The organism is Clostridium sp. AF34-10BH (assembly GCF_003478095.1).
Taxonomy (GTDB): domain Bacteria; phylum Bacillota; class Clostridia; order Lachnospirales; family Lachnospiraceae; genus Acetatifactor; species Acetatifactor acetigignens.
On sequence record NZ_QUEC01000001.1, the window covers coordinates 323,304 to 342,413 of the forward strand.

15 protein-coding genes are annotated in these 19,110 nt (G+C 48.7%); 14 read left to right on the forward strand and 1 reads right to left on the reverse strand.

Translation table 11 applies throughout. The features are described from left to right. Positions 1–80 precede the first annotated feature (80 nt). From DWZ61_RS01550 to DWZ61_RS01570, 5 genes are all read left to right on the forward strand, one after another. Positions 81–1,232: a 2-aminoethylphosphonate aminotransferase gene (locus tag DWZ61_RS01550; protein WP_118503281.1), complete on the forward strand. Its 1,152-nt coding sequence runs from the start codon at positions 81–83 to the stop codon at positions 1,230–1,232. A gap of 6 nt (positions 1,233–1,238) precedes the next feature. Next, a complete protein-coding gene (gene aepX / locus DWZ61_RS01555) occupies positions 1,239–2,534 on the forward strand; it encodes a phosphoenolpyruvate mutase (protein ID WP_117464919.1) in 1,296 nt (431 codons plus the stop codon). Between the two features lie 28 nt (positions 2,535–2,562). Next, entirely contained in the window at positions 2,563–3,687 is a 1,125-nt protein-coding gene (aepY, locus tag DWZ61_RS01560) for a phosphonopyruvate decarboxylase (protein WP_118537196.1), read from the forward strand. Positions 3,688–3,844: 157 nt separating this feature from the next. After that, positions 3,845–5,434 (forward strand): flotillin family protein, encoded by a 1,590-nt coding sequence (locus DWZ61_RS01565; RefSeq protein ID WP_118537197.1) that lies wholly within the window; start codon positions 3,845–3,847, stop codon positions 5,432–5,434. A 174-nt stretch (positions 5,435–5,608) separates the two neighbouring features. Beyond that, positions 5,609–6,574, forward strand: a complete 966-nt coding sequence (locus tag DWZ61_RS01570) for a glycosyl hydrolase (protein WP_118537198.1) — start codon at positions 5,609–5,611, stop codon at positions 6,572–6,574. 5 nt (positions 6,575–6,579) lie between these two features. On the opposite strand, the gene DWZ61_RS01575 is transcribed toward DWZ61_RS01570, so the two are convergent. Further along, positions 6,580–6,984: a type II toxin-antitoxin system HicB family antitoxin gene (locus DWZ61_RS01575; RefSeq protein WP_022313353.1), complete on the reverse strand. Its 405-nt coding sequence runs from the start codon at positions 6,982–6,984 to the stop codon at positions 6,580–6,582. A 465-nt stretch (positions 6,985–7,449) separates the two neighbouring features. Here DWZ61_RS01575 and DWZ61_RS01580 point away from each other — a divergent pair, with 465 nt between their 5' ends. From DWZ61_RS01580 to DWZ61_RS01620, 9 genes are all read left to right on the forward strand, one after another. Beyond that, positions 7,450–9,141, forward strand: a complete 1,692-nt coding sequence (locus tag DWZ61_RS01580; RefSeq protein ID WP_117464925.1) for an ATPase, T2SS/T4P/T4SS family — start codon at positions 7,450–7,452, stop codon at positions 9,139–9,141. A gap of 143 nt (positions 9,142–9,284) precedes the next feature. Beyond that, positions 9,285–10,499, forward strand: a complete 1,215-nt coding sequence (locus DWZ61_RS01585) for a type II secretion system F family protein (RefSeq protein ID WP_118537199.1) — start codon at positions 9,285–9,287, stop codon at positions 10,497–10,499. A 104-nt stretch (positions 10,500–10,603) separates the two neighbouring features. Continuing rightward, positions 10,604–11,023, forward strand: coding sequence for a prepilin-type N-terminal cleavage/methylation domain-containing protein (locus tag DWZ61_RS01590; RefSeq protein WP_118537200.1), 420 nt, complete (start codon positions 10,604–10,606; stop codon positions 11,021–11,023). A 20-nt stretch (positions 11,024–11,043) separates the two neighbouring features. Further along, positions 11,044–11,799 (forward strand): A24 family peptidase, encoded by a 756-nt coding sequence (locus tag DWZ61_RS01595; RefSeq protein WP_118537201.1) that lies wholly within the window; start codon positions 11,044–11,046, stop codon positions 11,797–11,799. Between the two features lie 106 nt (positions 11,800–11,905). After that, complete coding sequence (gene pilM / locus DWZ61_RS01600) at positions 11,906–13,603, forward strand: pilus assembly protein PilM (protein WP_182426963.1); 1,698 nt, start codon at positions 11,906–11,908, stop codon at positions 13,601–13,603. Positions 13,604–13,616: 13 nt separating this feature from the next. Next, positions 13,617–14,378 carry a hypothetical protein gene (locus DWZ61_RS01605; RefSeq protein WP_118537203.1) on the forward strand — a complete coding sequence of 254 codons (762 nt, stop codon included), beginning with the start codon at positions 13,617–13,619 and terminating at the stop codon, positions 14,376–14,378. 258 nt (positions 14,379–14,636) lie between these two features. Continuing rightward, positions 14,637–15,992 (forward strand): prepilin-type N-terminal cleavage/methylation domain-containing protein, encoded by a 1,356-nt coding sequence (locus DWZ61_RS01610; RefSeq protein ID WP_118537204.1) that lies wholly within the window; start codon positions 14,637–14,639, stop codon positions 15,990–15,992. 47 nt (positions 15,993–16,039) lie between these two features. After that, positions 16,040–18,553 (forward strand): hypothetical protein, encoded by a 2,514-nt coding sequence (locus DWZ61_RS01615; RefSeq protein ID WP_118537205.1) that lies wholly within the window; start codon positions 16,040–16,042, stop codon positions 18,551–18,553. Beyond that, positions 18,531–19,100: a prepilin-type N-terminal cleavage/methylation domain-containing protein gene (locus DWZ61_RS01620; RefSeq protein ID WP_118537206.1), complete on the forward strand. Its 570-nt coding sequence runs from the start codon at positions 18,531–18,533 to the stop codon at positions 19,098–19,100. The genes DWZ61_RS01615 and DWZ61_RS01620 overlap by 23 nt, the downstream gene beginning before the upstream one ends. Positions 19,101–19,110 lie beyond the last annotated feature (10 nt).

Genomic DNA, 19,110 nt, shown 5'->3' on the forward strand with positions numbered 1-19,110 from the left:
CCGTTCAAAGAATTAAAACATATCATACATTAATGAACGATTGGGAAAAGAACGTGAACAAAAAAAGGAGGAATCCCATAATGGAGCAGTTGATACAAAAACCCGTCAAAAGAAATATTTTATTGAATCCCGGACCGTCTACCACCACTGATACCGTAAAATACGCACAGGTCGTGCCGGACATCTGTCCCAGAGAGAAAGAATTCGGCGGATTGATGAAGGGGCTCAGAGAAGACCTTGTAAAAATTGTGCATGGAGACTTGGAAAAGTATACCAGCGTCCTGTTCTGTGGATCCGGCACCATCAATATTGATGCCTGCATCAGCTCCCTGCTGCCGGAGGGCGGCAAAGTACTGGTGGTGGATAACGGAGCCTACAGCACCAGAGCTGTGGAAGTATGCCAGTATTACGGACTTCCCTATATTGACCTGAAATTCCCGGTGGACGAACTGCCAGACTTAGAAAAAGTGGAGCAGACTCTGAGAGAGAATCCGGACATTGCCCTGGTACATACCACCCATAATGAGACCGGCACCGGCATTCTCAATCCGATCCGTGAGATCGGTGCACTGGCCCACAAATATCATGCCACCTTTACCGTGGATACCACCTCGACTTATGCCATGCGGCCGATCAATATAGAAGAGGACAATATCGACTTCTGTATGGCCTCCGCACAGAAAGGTCTGATGGCCATGACGGGACTTTCTTTTGTCGTGGGAAGCCGGGCAGTCTTAGAGGCATCGAAGGACTATCCGAAGCGCTCTTATTACTGTAACCTGTATCAGCAGTATGACTTTTTCCAGAGAACCGGGGAGATGCATTTTACCCCGCCGGTACAGACAATCTACGCTACGATCCAGGCATTGAAGGAATACTGGGCAGAGGGAGAGGAAGCCAAGTGGGCGAGACACACCAGAGTCTTCGAAGCTATCCATGAGGGACTGGATGCACTGGGATTCCACGATGTGATCCGCAGAGAATGGCAGTCGGGACTGGTTGTGTCTGTGAAGTATCCCGATGATCCAAACTGGAATTTTGAAAAAGTACATGATTATTGCTATGAGCGGGGATTTACCATTTACCCCGGCAAAATCTCTACTACCAATACCTTCCGCCTGTGTGCGCTGGGTGCGATTGACAGACCGGATATCGAAGCCTTTTTCAAAGTGTTCAGAGAAGCACTGGAAGTCAATAAAATTCAGATTCCGGCAAAATATAAGGAGGCATAGGATCAAATGAAGCGAGTATATACCTGTTTCTGTACAGATGTCATTCATGAGGGGCACCGCAATATCATCAGAGAAGCCGGAAAATACGGCGAGCTGACCATCGGCGTCTTAAGTGATGCGGCAATGATCCGTTTTAACCGTTTTCCCACCATCAGCTTCGAGGAGCGTATGCAGCTGGTAAAAGATATCCCGGAAGTCAGCAATGTGGTCGTGCAGGATGATGTAATGTATGATAAGGTCATTGAAGAATTGCGCCCTGACTACGTGATCCATGGGGATAACTGGCAGGAGGGAGCTTTGAAGGCTATCCGTGACAACGTGGAAGGACTGCTGAAGACATACGGCGGTGAGATCATAGATGTCCCTTATACATATAATGAAGAAGTAAAAAGAATTGATACGAGGATCAAGGAAAAGCTGGCCATGCCGGAATACCGCAGAAAGCGCCTGCGCCAGCTCATTGAGATCCGTCCCATTGTCAAGGCGCTGGAAGTACACAGCGGACTGACGGGGCTGATCGCAGAGAAGACCATCGTGGAGCATGACGGCGAGCTGGACCAGTTCGACGCCATGTGGATCAGCTCTCTGTGCGATTCCACGGCGAAGGGCAAGCCGGATATCGAGCTGGTGGACATGACTTCCCGTTTCCGTACCATTGATGACGTGACGGAAGTGACCACGAAGCCCATTATTTTTGACGGAGATACCGGCGGACTGACGGAGCATTTCGTATACACAGTGAGAACACTGGAAAAAATGGGTGTTTCCGCCATCATTATTGAGGACAAGACCGGACTTAAGAAAAATTCCCTCTTCGGCAACGAAGTGGAGCAGACTCAGGACAGCATCGAGAACTTCAGTGCCAAGATCGCAGCCGGCAAAAAGGCACAGCTGACAGATGATTTCATGATCATTGCCAGAATCGAAAGCCTGATCCTGGAGCGAGGCATGGAAGATGCACTGAACCGTGCCAGAGCTTTCGTAGCAGCGGGAGCGGATGGTATTATGATCCACAGCCGTAAGAAATCCCCGGATGAGATTCTGGAATTCTGTGATAAATTCCGGGCAGAGGATTCGAAGACACCTATCGTGGTGGTGCCGTCTTCCTTTAACAGCATTACGGAAAACGAACTGGCCGCCCACGGCGTCAATATCGTGATCTATGCGAACCAGCTGACCAGAAGTGCCTTCCCCGCCATGCAGCAGACCGCCGAGGACATCCTGCGGTATCACAGGGCACAGGAAGTGGACAGCAGACTGATGCCGATCAAAGATATTATAACTTTAATAGACGAAATTTAACTGACAGGGGCAGGAAAGGAATACTTACATGAAAGCAGAAAACTTTGCGAAAATTTTAAATGCGGACTTTTATACCGGGGTACCGGATTCCCAGCTGAAAGCCCTCTGCAATTACCTGATGCACACCTATGGGATCGATCCGAAGCATCATGTGATCGCGGCGAACGAAGGCAACTGCACGGCACTGGCCGCCGGCTATCATCTGGCTACCGGCAAAGTCCCGGTAGTCTATATGCAGAACAGCGGAGAAGGCAATATCATCAACCCCGTGGCATCCCTGCTGAACGATAAAGTCTATGCCATCCCCATGATCTTCGTCATCGGCTGGCGCGGTGAGCCGGGGATCCACGACGAACCCCAGCATATCTACCAGGGTGAAGTGACCCTGAAATTGCTGGAGGATATGGGAATCCGCTATTTTGTCATCGGAAAAGACACAACGGAAGAGGAAGTAAGTGCTGCCATGCAGGAGTTCCGCAAGGAGCTGGATCGTGGTGAGGATGTAGCGTTCGTGATCCGGAAGGGTGCCCTCAGTTATGAGGAAAAGGTGGAGTATCGCAACGACAATCCCATGATCCGGGAAGAGATCATCCGCCACATCGTGCAGGCTTCCGGCGAGGATCCCATTGTCAGCACCACGGGCAAAGCCAGCAGAGAACTGTTCGAGATCAGAGAACACAACGGACAGAGCCATAAGTATGATTTCCTGACCGTAGGTTCCATGGGACACAGCAGCAGTATCGCCCTGGGTGTGGCAGTACAGAAGCCCGGGACGAAGGTATGGTGCGTGGACGGTGACGGCGCAGTGCTGATGCACATGGGTTCCATGGCAGTACTGGGTAGCACGGCCCCGGAAAATATGGTACACATCGTCATCAATAACGGTGCCCATGAGACCGTGGGCGGTATGCCTACCGTGGCAGCCGATATTGATCTTGTCTCCATTGCAAAGGCCTGCGGCTATCCCCATGCAGTATCCGTTACCACCTATGAGGAACTGGACCGGGAACTGACCGCTGCAAAAGAGAGAGAGACCCTGACCTTTATCGAAGTAAAATGTGGTATCGGCGCAAGGGAAGATCTCGGAAGACCCACCACCACGGCACTGGAGAACAAGCAGAACTTCATGGAATACCTGAAGGAATGCCGATGACCGGTAACACACGTGGAATATCGTGCACATTTTGCTACAATAAAATGAGAAAAAAATAATAGATATCACTGTTCGTCAAGCTGCCTGTATGGTAAAATACATACCATACAAGCAGCTTTTCATATATTACAAAAGCAGAAAGAATGAGGGAGTACATATGGAAATTAACATTGGTATTATCGCAATTATTGTATTGGCCATTGCCATCCTGGCCATCCTGGCATCCGGTTATGTGAAGGCGTCACCGAACAAAGCTTACATCATTTCCGGTATCAAGAGAGAACCTAAGGTTCTGATCGGTCGTGCCGGCATCAAGATTCCTTTTCTGGAGAAGAAGGATGAGCTGATCCTGAAGCAGATCAGTATCGACATCAAGACCAACGGTTATATACCTACCAAGGATTTCATCGGTGTGGATATCGACGCCGTGGCAAAGGTCAGAGTCCTGACCCAGAGAGATGTCACCGTAAATGCGAAGGGTGAAGTCGTGGCAGGTGCGGATGCGAACAAGAGAATCACCACCGAGATGGCTAACGCAGCCATGAAGAACTTCCTGAACATGAACGAAGATCAGATCCGCGATGCACTGACTGATTCCTTACAGGGTAACATGCGTGAGATCATCGGTACCCAGTGCCTGAAGGAACTGTGTAATGACCGTAAGACTTTCGGTGATGAGGTACAGGCAAAGGCGCAGAAGGATATGAACGCTTTAGGTATCTGGATCGAGTCCTGTAACATTCAGAAGATCGAGGATGAGAACAACCTGATCACTGCTTTAGGACAGGATAACATGTCCCAGATCCAGAAGGATGCTTCCGTTGCAAAGGCACAGGCAGACAGAGATGTGGCCATCGCCAGAGCACAGGCACAGAAGGATGCCAATGATGCACAGGTCATCGCAGAGACCGAGATTGCCCAGAAGCAGACCGAACTGGCGATCAAGAAGGCAGAACTGAAGAAAGAGTCCGATATCAAGAAGGCAGAAGCTGACGCAGCATACAAGATCCAGGAAGAGGAACAGCGTAAGACCGTGGAGATCACCACAGCGAATGCGAACCTGGCCCGTCAGGAGAAGGAACTGGAATTAAAGGAGAGAGAAGTATCCATCAAGGAGAAAGCTCTGGAAGCTGAGGTCAAGAAGACCGCAGAAGCAAACAAATACGCAGCACAGCAGAAGGCAGATGCCGAGCAGTATGAGAGACAGAAGAGAGCGGAGGCCGAACTCTTCGAAATCCAGAGACAGGCAGAGGCAGAAAAGGCAAAATCCGAGGCAGAAAGATTCGCCAAGGAGCAGGCGGCAGAGGCAGTCAAGGCAGCAGGCCTGGCAGAGGCATCAGCCGTTGCAGCCAAAGGTAAGGCGGAAGCAGAAGCCATTCAGGCAAAAGCAGAGGCAGAGGCAGCCGGTATTCTGAAGAAAGCGGAAGCTATGAAACAGTACGGTGATGCTGCAAGACAGCAGATGGAGCTGGATACTTTGAAAGTATACTTCGAGCAGCTGCCCAAGATCGCCGAGGCTGTGGCTAAGGGCTACATGAACGTAGATTCCATCAAGATGTTCGGTGGCGATTCCAGCAAGCTGGCAGGGGACATCATGACCACTGTAACCCAGGTTACCGATGGTATCAAGGAGTCCACCGGACTGGACATCAACGAGATGCTGGCTAAGGGCTTTGCCAAGGAAAAGGCAGAAGATGCAAAGCCAGTAGAGAAGAACGACACCGGTAACGATTATCAGGAAGTATAAAGCCGGAATAGAGCTTGCGATTCGTTCCGTATTGCATTAAACTGAGGGTACAGAGAGGGAAAGATTGTCTCTGTACCCTCGATTTTTTTGTGGCGGCGGGCATGGAGAGAAAAAACAAGCTTGTATACCCGGGGAAGTCGTAAGTGCGGGTATGGAGGAGAAAGAGGTGTATATATGGACGAGAAAAATATTACAACAGCGGATTCAGAGGCAACAAAGGAAGCGCAGGAGCTGCTGCGAGAGCTTCATTGCGTCGCAGGAAAAAAGATCATCACCGGTCAGCACACCCAGACCATCCCCTGTGAGGAGATTGCTTATATCCGGCAGACCACCGGAAAAGAGCCGAAGCTGCGGGGCTTTGAACTGCTGGCGTATTCTCCGAATATCAATTATGAAGATGCTTCCCCGGAATGCATCCAGGAAGTGGAAGAAAATAAGGGGACCGTGGAGACGGCATTGCAATGGGCCAGAAAACAGCGGGAAGCCGGAAATGGTGGTATTCTCACCTTTACCTTTCACTGGTTCTCGCCTCTGGAAGGCAGAGACAAGAGCTTCTATACCGAACACACGGATTTTGATGCAAGGGAAGTATTGAAAGAGGGAACCCCAGAGAGAGCGGCATTCTATCATGACATGGGTGTGATTGCGGAGATCCTGCGGCGCTTTCAGGAAGAGCGGATTCCCATTCTCTGGCGCCCGTTCCATGAATCCTACGGTACCTGGTTCTGGTGGGGAGCGCAGGGCCCGGAAGTGGCGAGAAACCTGTATCACCTGATGTTCGATTACTACACAGGTGAGAAAGACCTGCACAACCTTCTCTGGGTATGGAACAGCGACGTACCAAAAGCCTACCCCGGAGATGAATACGTGGATGTAGTATCCATGGATGTCTACCTCCCGGAGTATCAGTCCACAGACTATGCGGATGCCTATGAGAAACTGGTGACAGCCACCTCCCGTGGCAAAGTGGCTGCCCTGGCAGAAGTGGGATACCTTCCAGATGTGGATCTTCTGCAAAAAAGCAGAATCCCCTGGGCTTACTACATGACCTGGTCCAAGGAATTCTGCATCGGCGAAAAATATAACAGCGTAGAAAATCTGAAGAAAATGTACGACAGTGAATACGCGGTGACTTTGTGATACGGTCACATTTGCACTTGTTGCAGTTTGGCAATGAGAGCGTCCTTTAGAACTTTGGAATAATTGATACCGCAATTATCACAGGCAGTGTTTAACCACGCCGGAATAGTCAGTGTCTTCTTAACAGCCCTGTCATCATAAGCACGGGCATAATTATCCAAATTCACACAGATTAGATTTATTAATGCAGTGGGATCATCTGATTTCACTGCATTAATTGCAGTAGGGGCGGGAAGAGCATCGCCGTCTCTCAGAGAAGTAAACAGATATTGTGCACATGCTTCCTGTGCCATGGCAAAGGCATCTGCAAGACTGTCACCATAGGTGGCGAGATCATTAAGATCGGGAAAAATGACAGAGTATTTCCCATTCGCTTCCGGGTAAAAAATAGCCGGATATATATAATTCATAAGATCACTCCTTTCAAAGGCTGTTCCATATTATTTTAGTCCAGCCTGTTTAAAAATAGAATTAACAACTCGCAAAGGAATATCGCCTCTGATATCAGACAAAACCCAGCCATCGTCAAGGATGATTCGCTCTAATTCGCGAAAACGCATGGATTATCTCTCCTTTCTTAAGGTAACACGTATAATACGTGAAGTCAATAAATGTTGGGAAAATTCGCCGAAGAATTGGCGTATTTAGAAACTTTCAAAATAAAATGAAATAATTGTACTGTGTAACAGGAAAGAAAGCAACAAAAATGTTTTTCTCAGAAATTGAAACAAAAGTACTAAAAGCAATTTACATAAATCTAAAATATGCTATAATATTTCCGTATTGAGACAAAATATTTGTGAGTTGTAGCCAAAAAATACTACAATTTCACACATATTTCCAATTATCGACAAAAGCAATGGGTGGGAGAGTTTATGGAAACAGGCAGAAAAAAAGTCCGTTTAGGTGAATTGTTGGTAAACAGTGGGGTGATCACGGCAGAGCAGTTGCAGCAGGCACTGGACAACCCCAATCGTCAGGGCAAGAAGCTGGGAGAATTCCTGGTAGATGAAGGCATCGTATCGGAGGATGATCTGGCGAAGGCACTGAGCCGCCAGCTGGATCTGGATATGATCGATCTCCAGAGCGTCAATGTGGACAAGGAAGTACTGAATCTGGTACCGGTCAACGTCCTGAAGAAGAACAAGATATTCCCCTTCGCCTACAAAGAAAATAACTTCAACGTTCTCATGGTCGCCATGGCGGATCCCCTGGATTACAACGCCATCGATGACATCAACATCATCACCAACTTCCAGGTAGAGCCCGTAGTAGCCACCACCCGCAGCATCATGCTGGCCATCGATAAATATTTCGGTCAGGAGGAAGTAACCGAGGCACTGGCGGCCTACGCCAAAGAGAAGAAACTGGACGTGGTGGAAGACATCGCCACGGAGGAGAACATCAACAGTTCCCCGATCGTAATGCTGGTAAAGGATATGATCGAAAAAGCAGTCCGCCAGCGTGCGTCCGATATCCATATCGAACCTATGGAAAATATCATCCGTGTCCGTTACCGTATCGACGGTGCCCTCTATGAGAGAGCGAGATACGGTGTCAATGTATTGTCTGCCATCATCGCCCGTATTAAGATTATCGGCGGCATGGATATCTCCGAGAAGAGAAAGCCGCAGGACGGCCGTATCACCCAGGTGGTAGACCGTGTGGAATACGATATCCGTGTATCCATCCTGCCTACCGTATACGGGGAAAAAGTCGTAATGCGTCTTGCTGCGAAGAGTGCACTGAACCGCGACAAGAGCCAGTTAGGCTTCAAACCCTACGAATTAAAACAGTTTGACTATATCCTGAAAAATCCTCACGGTATCATCCTGGTAACCGGACCTACCGGAAGTGGTAAGTCCACCACCCTGTATACCGCACTGAGCGAACTGAATAAAGAAGACGTGAACATCATCACCGTTGAGGATCCTGTCGAGGCCAATATTGACGGTATCAACCAGGTACAGGTCAACACCAAGGCAGACCTGACCTTCGCATCGGCACTGCGTTCCATCCTGCGACAGGACCCGGATATCATCATGATCGGTGAGATCCGAGACCAGGAGACCGCCAGCATTGCCGTACAGGCATCCATCACCGGACACCTGGTGGTAAGTACCCTGCATACCAATTCCTCCGCCAGCACCATCACCCGTCTGGAAGATATGGGCATCGAATCCTACCTGATCGCAGATTCCGTCATCGGCGTTATCGCCCAGCGACTGGTACGCAGACTCTGTCCTTTCTGTAAAAAGCCGAAGCAGGCAACCAGGGATGAAAAAGAGTTCATGGGCATGAGGGAAGAGGAAGATGTGACCATCTACGAGCCCTGTGGATGCAGCAAATGCGACAATACCGGCTTCAAAGGCCGTATCGGTGTCTATGAGATCATGCAGATCACTCCGAAACTGAAAACCATTATCAGCAAGCGGGAGGGTGCCGATATCTTAAAGGAAGAAGCATTAAAGGAAGGAATGCATACCCTGCGTATGAGTGCCACGGACTACGTACTGGACGGCACCACCTCCTTCTCCGAGATGGTAAAGGTATCATTTGACGTATAATTCTATAAAAACCGCAATATTTTATAGAAATTTATCAAAATTTATAAAATTTTTTCAAAAACCTGGGCCTTTCTAGGACCCGGGTCCGTCTTACATAGTTGGGGAGACAGTTAAAGATAGAGACGTAATTGGAGGGAAGGCACATGGCGACCTATGGCTACAAGGCCATCACAAAGGCTGGAAAAGAAGTAAAGGGAAGTTTGGAAGCGGACAACAAAGATCTGGCAATGGCAGAACTGAGAAGGCAGGAGCTGACCGTTATCGATCTGGGAGAACAGAGCTTCCTGACGAAAGACATCGACATCCAGATCGGCGGATGGCCCAAGGCCAGGGATCTAAGCGTCATGTGCCGCCAGTTCGTCAGCATGACCAAAGCGGGCGTCAGCATCCTCGAATCCCTGAAAATGCTCTGTGAACAGACAGAGAATAAGAGATTACAGGATGCACTGAAAGAAGTCCGCATCAGCGTGGAAAAGGGTGAGACCCTGGCAGACTCCATGGCAGAACACCCGAAGGTATTCCCAGGGATTATGGTGAACATGGTGGCTGCCGGTGAGGCATCCGGTAGCTTGGAAATTGCACTCGATAGAGTGGCAGTGCAGTTGGAGAAAAACAGCAAGACACAGGCAATGCTGAAAAAGGCAATGATTTATCCGATTGTGGTATGTATCGTGGCTGTGATCGTGACGATTGTAATGTTAGTAAAGGTTATTCCATCCTACGAGGATATGTTTGCTGATTTAGGAACGGATTTGCCGTGGATCACTAAATTTTATGTGGCAATGAGCCATGGCATACAAAATTATTGGTTTATTATTATTCCGGTTATTATTGCGGCGGCAATTGGAATTAAATATTTTGCAGGTACGAATCCCGGAAAGCATGTATTTGGCAAGATTGCTTTGAAACTGCCGATTTTCAAGAAACTTACCGTGAAGTCGGCAGCCGCTATGATGGCAAGAACTCTGAGCACACTGATGGGTGCAGGTGTTCCGTTGATTGAAGCTGTGGATATCGTATCCGGAGTTATGAACAATATCTATTTTAAAGAAGCCTTGCAGGATGCAAGAGAAGAAATTACCATCGGTATGCCCTTATCCAGACCATTGCAGGAGAGTGGGCTGTTTCCACCTATGGTATACCAGATGATCCGTATCGGTGAAGAAGCCGGTAGTACGGAAGAAATGTTGGACAAGATTGCAGACTACTATGATGAAGAAGTAGAAATGGAAATCCAGTCTTTGATGGCTGCTTTGGAACCTATGATCATCATTGTACTGGCAGTTGTAGTTGGTGGATTGATCGCAGCATGTATGGCACCTATGGTATCTATGTATGCGGCATTGGATAATTTATAATATTGGATTATCCGTTCTGTGTAGGGACAGAACGATAATTAATAAATGGGGCGGAAAAATTACTACCCTGAAATTAAAAAACACATAAAAAGGAGAATGTAATTATGAACAAGAAACAGAAGAGCTTAACTAACAAAGGTTTCTCCCTGGTAGAGCTGATCATCGTTATCGCTATTATGGCAGTTCTGATTGGTGTACTGGCACCTCAGTATTTGAAATATGTACAGAGATCTAAGATTTCTACCGACGTAACAAATGCACAGGAGATTGCATCTGCAATTAATGTTGCTATTGCTGATGATAAAGTTGATATTTCAACTATTGGTATTACCTCTGGTGCTGATATTGCAGGTGGTGCAGCGGTTTCAAATATTGATGGCTTTACAAAGATACCTATTTCAAAGGTTAATAAAACCTACGAGTGGAACATAACGTTTGATAGTACCAATGGTGTAACTGGAATTACACTGGGAACGTATGCTATTTATCCCGATGCGTCTGCTTATGAGGGCGCTTCACACTAATTCTTTGAAAGGCACCTGACATGCTCCCAACAATTCTTCTCTACATAGTGATTTTCCTTTATGGAATCGTGATCGGTAGCTTCCTCAATGTGTTGATCTACCGTATCCCGAAAAAAGAGAATATTGTAACGACCAGGTCTCACTGCATGAACTGCGGTTACCAGCTGCGGTGGTACGATCTCGTACCGCTGTTCAGCTACCTGACATTGGGAGGCAGATGTCGGAAATGTAAGGCACATATCTCCGCTCAGTACCCCGTCATCGAGGCACTGAACGGAGTGCTGTACCTGATCGTATTCTGGAAATTTGGGATGAGCGTGGATTCCCTAGTCTACTGCTTGTTATTTAGTGCACTTCTTGCTTTAAGTGTGATTGATTTCAGAACATATGAGATCCCTGTGGGATTTAACTTATTTATACTGGCACTGGGGCTGATCCAAGGAATCTTCCACTATACACAGTGGCTGGATTTCCTGATCGGCTTCCTGTGTGTCAGTGTATTTTTGCTTCTATTGTATTATGTTACCGGAGGCAGAGCCATCGGTGGCGGAGATGTGAAGCTGATGGCAGTCTGCGGACTGTTGCTCGGCTGGAAACTGATTATTTTCGCATTTTTACTGGGATGTATCATCGGTTCCGTGATCCATCTGATCCGTATGAAAGTAAGCGGCGAAGGACATGTCCTCGCCATGGGACCGTATCTTTCTGCGGGGGTGGCAATCGCCGTCCTCTGGGGAAATGAATTCTTACAGTGGTATCTGCATTTTTACTTATAAATGATATCAGCATTTCGAACATGATTTCAGAAAGTTCTTCAAAGATTCCGCGATGGCGGAAGGCTTTTGAAATATGATAAATACCGGGAAGAGGAAGGGTAGAAACATGGCAATGAACAATCGCGTATTGAGTATTGAGATCGGAAACTCTTTTACGAAGATCTGCGAGATGGACTATAAGGTGAAAAAGCCGAAGGTCTATAAGGTACTGACAGTGGAGACGCCGGAGGGCATCGTGGTGGATGGTATGCTGCAGCCGACACAGGATTACGCAGATCATCTGGCGAATGCACTGGGGACGAACGGCATTCGGACGAAGAAAGTAATCTTTACCATTTCTTCTACCAGAGTGGCGAGCCGTGAGGTACAGATTCCCAATGTCAAGGCGAGTAAGATCGAGGCACTGGTGAAGACCAATGCCAGTGACTATTTTCCGGTGGATCTGACCCAATATGAGATCGGACATTATCTGGCAGGCGGTCTGGCAGAGAATGGCAAGCTTCGTGTCATGGCTCTGGCCGTACCCAAGGCTCTTTTAAACAGCTATTATCAGTTGGCGCAGATGTGCGGCTGGGAGATCGAGTGTTTCGACTACAGCAGTAACAGCTTATACCAGGTGCTTCGTGATGAAAAATCCGAGAAGGTCACCATGGTTATCAAGATCGACGAGAACAGCACCATTGTGACCGTGCTTTCCGCCGGTAAGGTGTTATTACAGAGAACGGTGGCTTACGGTGTGCAGGATGCTATTGATACTATGATCGCTTCCGGAGCCTATGCCGTGAACGATCCCATGAGTGCGGTAGAACGTTTCCAGAAGAAAACATGTCTGAATAGAGTACTCCATCAGGGAGACAAAGTCTGGGAAGAAAATGCCGGACGCTGGGAAGATGAGGATGCCGGTAATGTGGAGGTCACAGCAGCAAGACAAAAGATCACCGCTTCTCTGGAGCCTCTGATCGTGGGTGTCAGCCGTGTCATTGACTTCTATGATTCCAGAAACAGTGAAAATCTCATTGAAAAGTCCTATGTTACCGGTCTGGGCGGCAGCTTCAGCGGCATGAGCAAGCTGTTCACCAACTGTCTGGAGCGCAAGGTACATACCCTGTCCGAGATGGATGACAAGATCGGCATGAGCAAGGCCATCCGTTCCACCAGACCCGCAGCCTATATTTCCTGTCTGGGTGCGGTGCTCGCCCCTGTGGGACTGATCGACAAGAGCACCCAGAAGTCCAAGGGACTGACCGTGGTCAGTGGCACGAATTATACCTTCGTCAGTGTGGCAGTACTGGTGTTGGGAGTGATCCTGTCCATCGCCATGGCAGCCACCTCTGTGACCAGATATCTGGGAAATGTGGCGCAGAATGTGTATCTGCAGAACCGGGTACAGGAGCTGCAGCCGGCACAGGCAGTATACAACGATTATCTGGCGGCAGAAGCCCAGTATGATAAATACACATATTTATATGCTTATACCCAGACTCCCAATGAGAATCTGGTGGAGTTCATCAATGAACTGGAACAGATCCTGCCGGACAGCTTCTATACCAATAGCTTCAGCTCCGACCAGACCGGCATCAGCATGTCAGTGACGGTGGAAGGGAAAGCAGCGGCAGCCCGTACGATTCTGAATATCCGCAACATGCAGAGCATTGATGATGTAGAGATCAGCAATATTACGGACAGCAAGGATGAGACCGGCACGTCCATAGTGACTTTTTCCATTACCGGAAGCTATAAGGAGCTGACGGATGAGACCGAAGAGAGCGGTGAGGCACAGGCCGGCACCCAGACAGCACAGTAGGAGGCAGCGGAAGATGAAGGTTAAAAAGAGTGAAATTCAGCTTTTGATCGCAGTGATCGGTGTTCTTATTGCTGTGTGTACGTATTTTCTGGTATATTCCAAATTTAATGAAAAATCAGATGCTCTTGAGGCGGAGAATGCCACTTTGTCATCCCAGGTGGCAACGCTGGAGATATTAGATCAGCGTAAGGCGGACTACATTGAGGCTACTGAGAAGATGCAGTCCTATATCACGAATTTTGAGAACCGTTTCCCGGCAGATATCTTACCGGAAGACAGCATTATGATGGTAAAGACATTGGAAGATTATACTCGTACCGAGGTGGCAAATATTGCATTCGGTTCCGAAGCAGAGGTGGTGTATACTCCTGCAGCGGATGCGGCAACGACGACTGCGGATGCAACAGCAGCCACGGATACGACAGCAACAGATGCTGCGGCAGATACCACAGCAGCTGCCGCAACGACGGTAGCAAGTCCGGTATCTACGGACGGTACTGCTTATGCAGATACCCATATGTATGAGGTACCCCTGAGCATCAGCATTTCCTGCACCTATGACGATTTCAAAGGACTGGTAAGATACATTTACAATCAGCAGGAACGTGAGAGCATCCAGGGCGTCAGCATCAGCTACAACGAGACCGACGGAATGCTCACCGGCAACATGACCATGAACACCTATTATCTGCTGGGAACCGATAAGGTATACAGTTCACCTTATATCCCGGATATGCAGATGGGCGTAGACACTATTTTCGGAAACGTGGAATAATAGATTTGCAATCATAGCAGTATACGACTGCTTGCAGGCAGGATACTGCTATGATTAGCAAATCAAACAACCATGAGCAGGAAGGACGATAGTCCGGAGTGCGAATGGTTGTCCGGTTTCGGGAGCACGGAGTGCGGAGAAAACGGTATTAGTCATGAGCAGGGAGGACGATAGTCCGGAATGCAAATGGTTGTCCGGTTTCGGGAGCACGGAGTGCGGAGAGACCGGTATTAGTCAGAAGCAGGAAGGACGACTCACATGCAGAAGCACACGGAGAGAAGACAACTGAATAACGAAGGCTTTTCTCTGATTGAACTGCTGATCGCCATCGTGATCCTGTCGATCATCGTTGTGCCGCTTTTGCACAGCTTCGTGACTTCTGCCAGAACCAATGCCAAGTCCCGCAACACCATGCATGCCACGGCCGTCGCAGAGGATGTCATGGAGCAGTTCGAGGCACATACACTGGAGGAGATGGCAGACACCTATGAGGCGGCAACCCCTACCGGCTTTACTAACAGCGTGCAGAAGGATGCTTCTCTGGATGTGGACGGAGACGGCGCAGCAGAAGATGGTATCTGGCAATATACCTTCCGGGATGAGAAGACGACTTCCGGCACCTATGATGTGGTAGTAACACTGGATCCTAACGGCTACCCGGAACTGAATGAGAAGGACATCGTAAATATTCAGAACCTGGCAGGCAACCTGAATGCGGTATACTCCGAATCCGAAGATGCAGCGCAGGAGGCTTACGGCTATTTTGAAGCGTATTCCGGTGGCAGAGATATCATGGAGATCGCCAGAAATACTACCAAGACCATCGAAATTTCCATAGACAGCAGCCGTATTTTGCTGGATCTGGGAGACGGAGAGAACGTAGAGACAGACGTGTATCTGGTGACGGCCTCCACAGTCTATCATTGCAATTCCGCCATCCTTACGGGCATCAGCGGAGATTATCCCCAGAACGGCTCGGATTATGTGATCTTTTCCAATGAAGAGGCGGTAAGAGCCAAAGCAGCGGAGCTTAAGAAGGAGAAGGAGAGCGGGAATCCGGTGGATGCAGAGGAGATCATTTCCCAGCTGGCCAATATTATTGTGTGCCTGCAGCCCAGAGTGGAGGCTACCCAGAGCATAGTGACTTCTGCAGTTGATAAAGTGATCGTGAACAACCCGAAGAATGTACAGACGAATCTGTTCCTGGTGGAGCAGACTCCCTCAGCGGAGAGAATAGACAGTTTTGCGGATGAGAGTACCGGTTTTAACCCGTATTCCTCCTGGGACAACAATTACAAAGCAGCATTTGAACTGCGGGAGACCTGGCCGGGCTGGATGTCCTCTGCCGGAGCCAGCATTGATTCCGCCTGCAGACTGCAGACGAATCTGGTGAAGCGAAGCAATACGGAATACATTTTCAATGACCTCAGCGTGTCCGGTGCGGCAGGAAATGCTACCGGAGACGTGGCGAAGGATATTATGGGTGCGGACGGCGGTCTGACACCGACGGAGCGACGCAACCGTATCTATGACATGCGGGTACAGGTGTATGTAAAAGATATGATCGGAGTGCAGTCCCCCGTACTTACCATGACGGGAACCGTGATCGAATGATCTGACGGACGCAAGATAGAGGAGATACCGGAAGGAAGACGAGAAACATGAAGATATGCGGAAGAAATCCCAAAATATTTTCAAGGGTAAGACAATTCCACAGACGAACGGACAATAAGGGCTCAGCAATGGTCGTTGTGATCATTGCCATGGCCTTTATTGGCATTTTAGCCAGTGTTTTGATGTATATGTCACTGCTGAACTATCAGATGAAGGTGAACAATCTCAAGGCGAAGGACAACTTTTACTCCGCAGAGACTGTGCTGGATGAGATCCGGACGGCTATGGGAGAGCGGGTGTCCGCTTCTGTCGGAAGTGCCTATGAACTGGTCCTGAAAAATTATGAGGCAACCTCCGCAGAGGAGAAGCAGAACAAACTGAGATATTATTTCCTGAAGGATATGCAGGATTATTATGCAGTGACAGGAAGTATGAATATCAACAACTATGATCTGACCAAGCTGTTCAACAGCCTGTCTTCGGAGATAAAGCGGGGGACGGTGCTAGAGACATTGAATGACTCCGGGGAAGTAGTGTACCGGATGGCTCTGGACAGCAGCGGCAGTCTGAAGGTATATGTAATGACAACGGATCCGGTGACGGGCAACAAGGAGAGAGTGGAGACCACGGATATTCCTACCGGACGTTTTCAGCTGTACACCGACGGACTTTCCTTCTGCGGCCTGAAAGTGACTTATACGGATACCGATGGTTATGTGTCCGTGATCCAGACCGATATCCGGGTGAAGATGCCGGATATGGATTTTGCACAGGCAGTGACGCTGCCTTCCATTACGGGAATCTCCATGGTGGCACAGGAGAATATTCAGGCGCTTCCTTCCAATCCTGCGCTATACAGCATCAATGTCATCGGCGGCAGCTTTTATGCGAACCGTTTTATCGTGGGCAGCGAAGAGTCCGGCAAGGGTAACGGTGTGACGGTGGAATGGAAAGAGACCACCGGCAATGAAAACGAAGACAAGCGTATGGTGATGGCTTCCGACTTATATCTGGGAGAAGGAGCCACACTTACCACAGATCAGTACGGTGAAGTATGGGCCGGTTCCATTGCCATGAACGGAGGTATTCCGGGCAATACGGGAAGCAACGGAACGTTGAGCTTTCAGGGAAACAACATATATGTGGCCGGAGATCTCAAGATGAACGGAGAGCGGAATGTATTTACCGCCGGAGCACAGATCGACGGAGAATATGCCGGACAGTATATTGGCTTCGGTAATGGAAAGGGCGTGGACAGCAGCGCCATTCTGGTCAACGGCACGGATACGGAGATCTATCTGAATGAATTGAAGAATCTTACGCTGGCGGGAAATTCTTACATTTCTCTGACGAAAGCCAAGGATGGAATTACCAGTGAGGATGGTGTGAGCAACACCGGAGTACAGGATGTGATGATGGGACAGTCTATCGCTGTGAAGAGTGACCAGCTGGCTTACCTCGTTCCGGCGCAGTGTATCGGCGTGGATGCTTCCGGCAAGACCGTGTTAAACGGTGCCAGCAACCCGATCACGTTGGAGCAGTATAAGGACAAGATCAGGGACCAGGCGGATGTAACGGAAGTGGCATTGAATATTCCGTCCGCTACCCTGAATGGTCATACGCTGGCCGAGTACGGACTGACCCAGAACAATATCCAGAAGATTTTCAAGCGGATCAACAGCAAGATCACGCTGGTGTATTATTATGTAAGCTTTGACAGCACCTCTGATACCGCGAGAGCCAATGCCAACCGGTATTTTCAGGATTATTACGGTGCCAACCAGCAGACCATGGAAGCCTATACCGGTCTGTATACCAAAGCCATTCAGGTGCGTGGACAGCAGAACGGAGCGTACATCATGCATCTGGCAGGCAATGTGGCCATGTATGACAGCAGTGCGGCTGCGGGAAGTCAGGAGAAGCTGTTGGATGCCACACTGACCAGTGATGGTGCCAATGCAGGATATCAGGCACTTTTGGCATCGGATCAGTTGAAATTCCAGGCATTGTCCAAGAAGATGATCGATGTCTATGAGCAGCTGCTTCCTTCGGAGAAGACGGATGCAGCCAATGCTTATACCAATCTGGTAAATGAAGGGGAGATAACGACCTTCCATGCTGTATTAAACGGCAGTACCGGAAATAAGGTGGAGTCAAAATATTTCGGCAATACCACAGGAAGCCTTGCGGAGCAGGGATATAAGGCAGTTATTGTAAAGGGTGATTATACCTATCCGGAAGCCGGATTCGGCGAGTTCAGTGGACTGATCATTGCTACCGGAGATGTCAAAGTGACAAAGGAATTCCAGGGAACGATCCTGTCCGGCGGAACGATCACACTGGATCAGAATGTCAATGTGGAACCTGACCGGGATGCGGTGCTTCATGCCCTGACCTATTCCAGAACGATCGTAGATGCTGCCGGTAAGACACAGGAATATCATGTGGTAGATTTTTTAAATGGCGGAGACGGTTACCTGAGCAGTAACGGTAAGTCCTATAAGAACAGTGATATAAATCTGGGAGATTTGATAGTTTATGAAAACTGGCAGAAAGAATAACAACAGTGGTTTTTCCCTGGTGGAGCTGATCATTGTCATTGCGATCATGGCGGTGCTGGTGGGTGTGATGGCCACATCCATTACATCCCTGACCGGCAGGAAAGTCCGGAAATGTGCGGACGAAATTGTGACAACACTGGAGCGGACCAGAGTGCTGACCCTCGGAAAAGAACAGAATCGGGTGGAATGCGTTATCAGCTATAATGATACGACCAGGGAATATACGGCACAGATCCGGCAGGGAGATGTGGAGGTATCCAACAGGGTACTGGGAAAAGAGCCTATTGATATCAAAGTATATTTTGAGGGGGATTCCACGGGATATTCCCTGACGGAACTGAAAGGATCCGACAGCCTGTTACCTTATGTTTCATCTTCAAATGGGCTGCATCTGGTGTTTAACCGTGCATCCGGGGCCTTTGAGAAGGATACCTGTACGGCAAACAATGTGTTGAAAGAATATTGTCAGAAAATCGTCGTAAGCAACGGAACGAGAAACATAGAAATCACAACGGTCGGCAAGACTGGTAAGATCCTGACGAAGTAAGGAGGTTGAC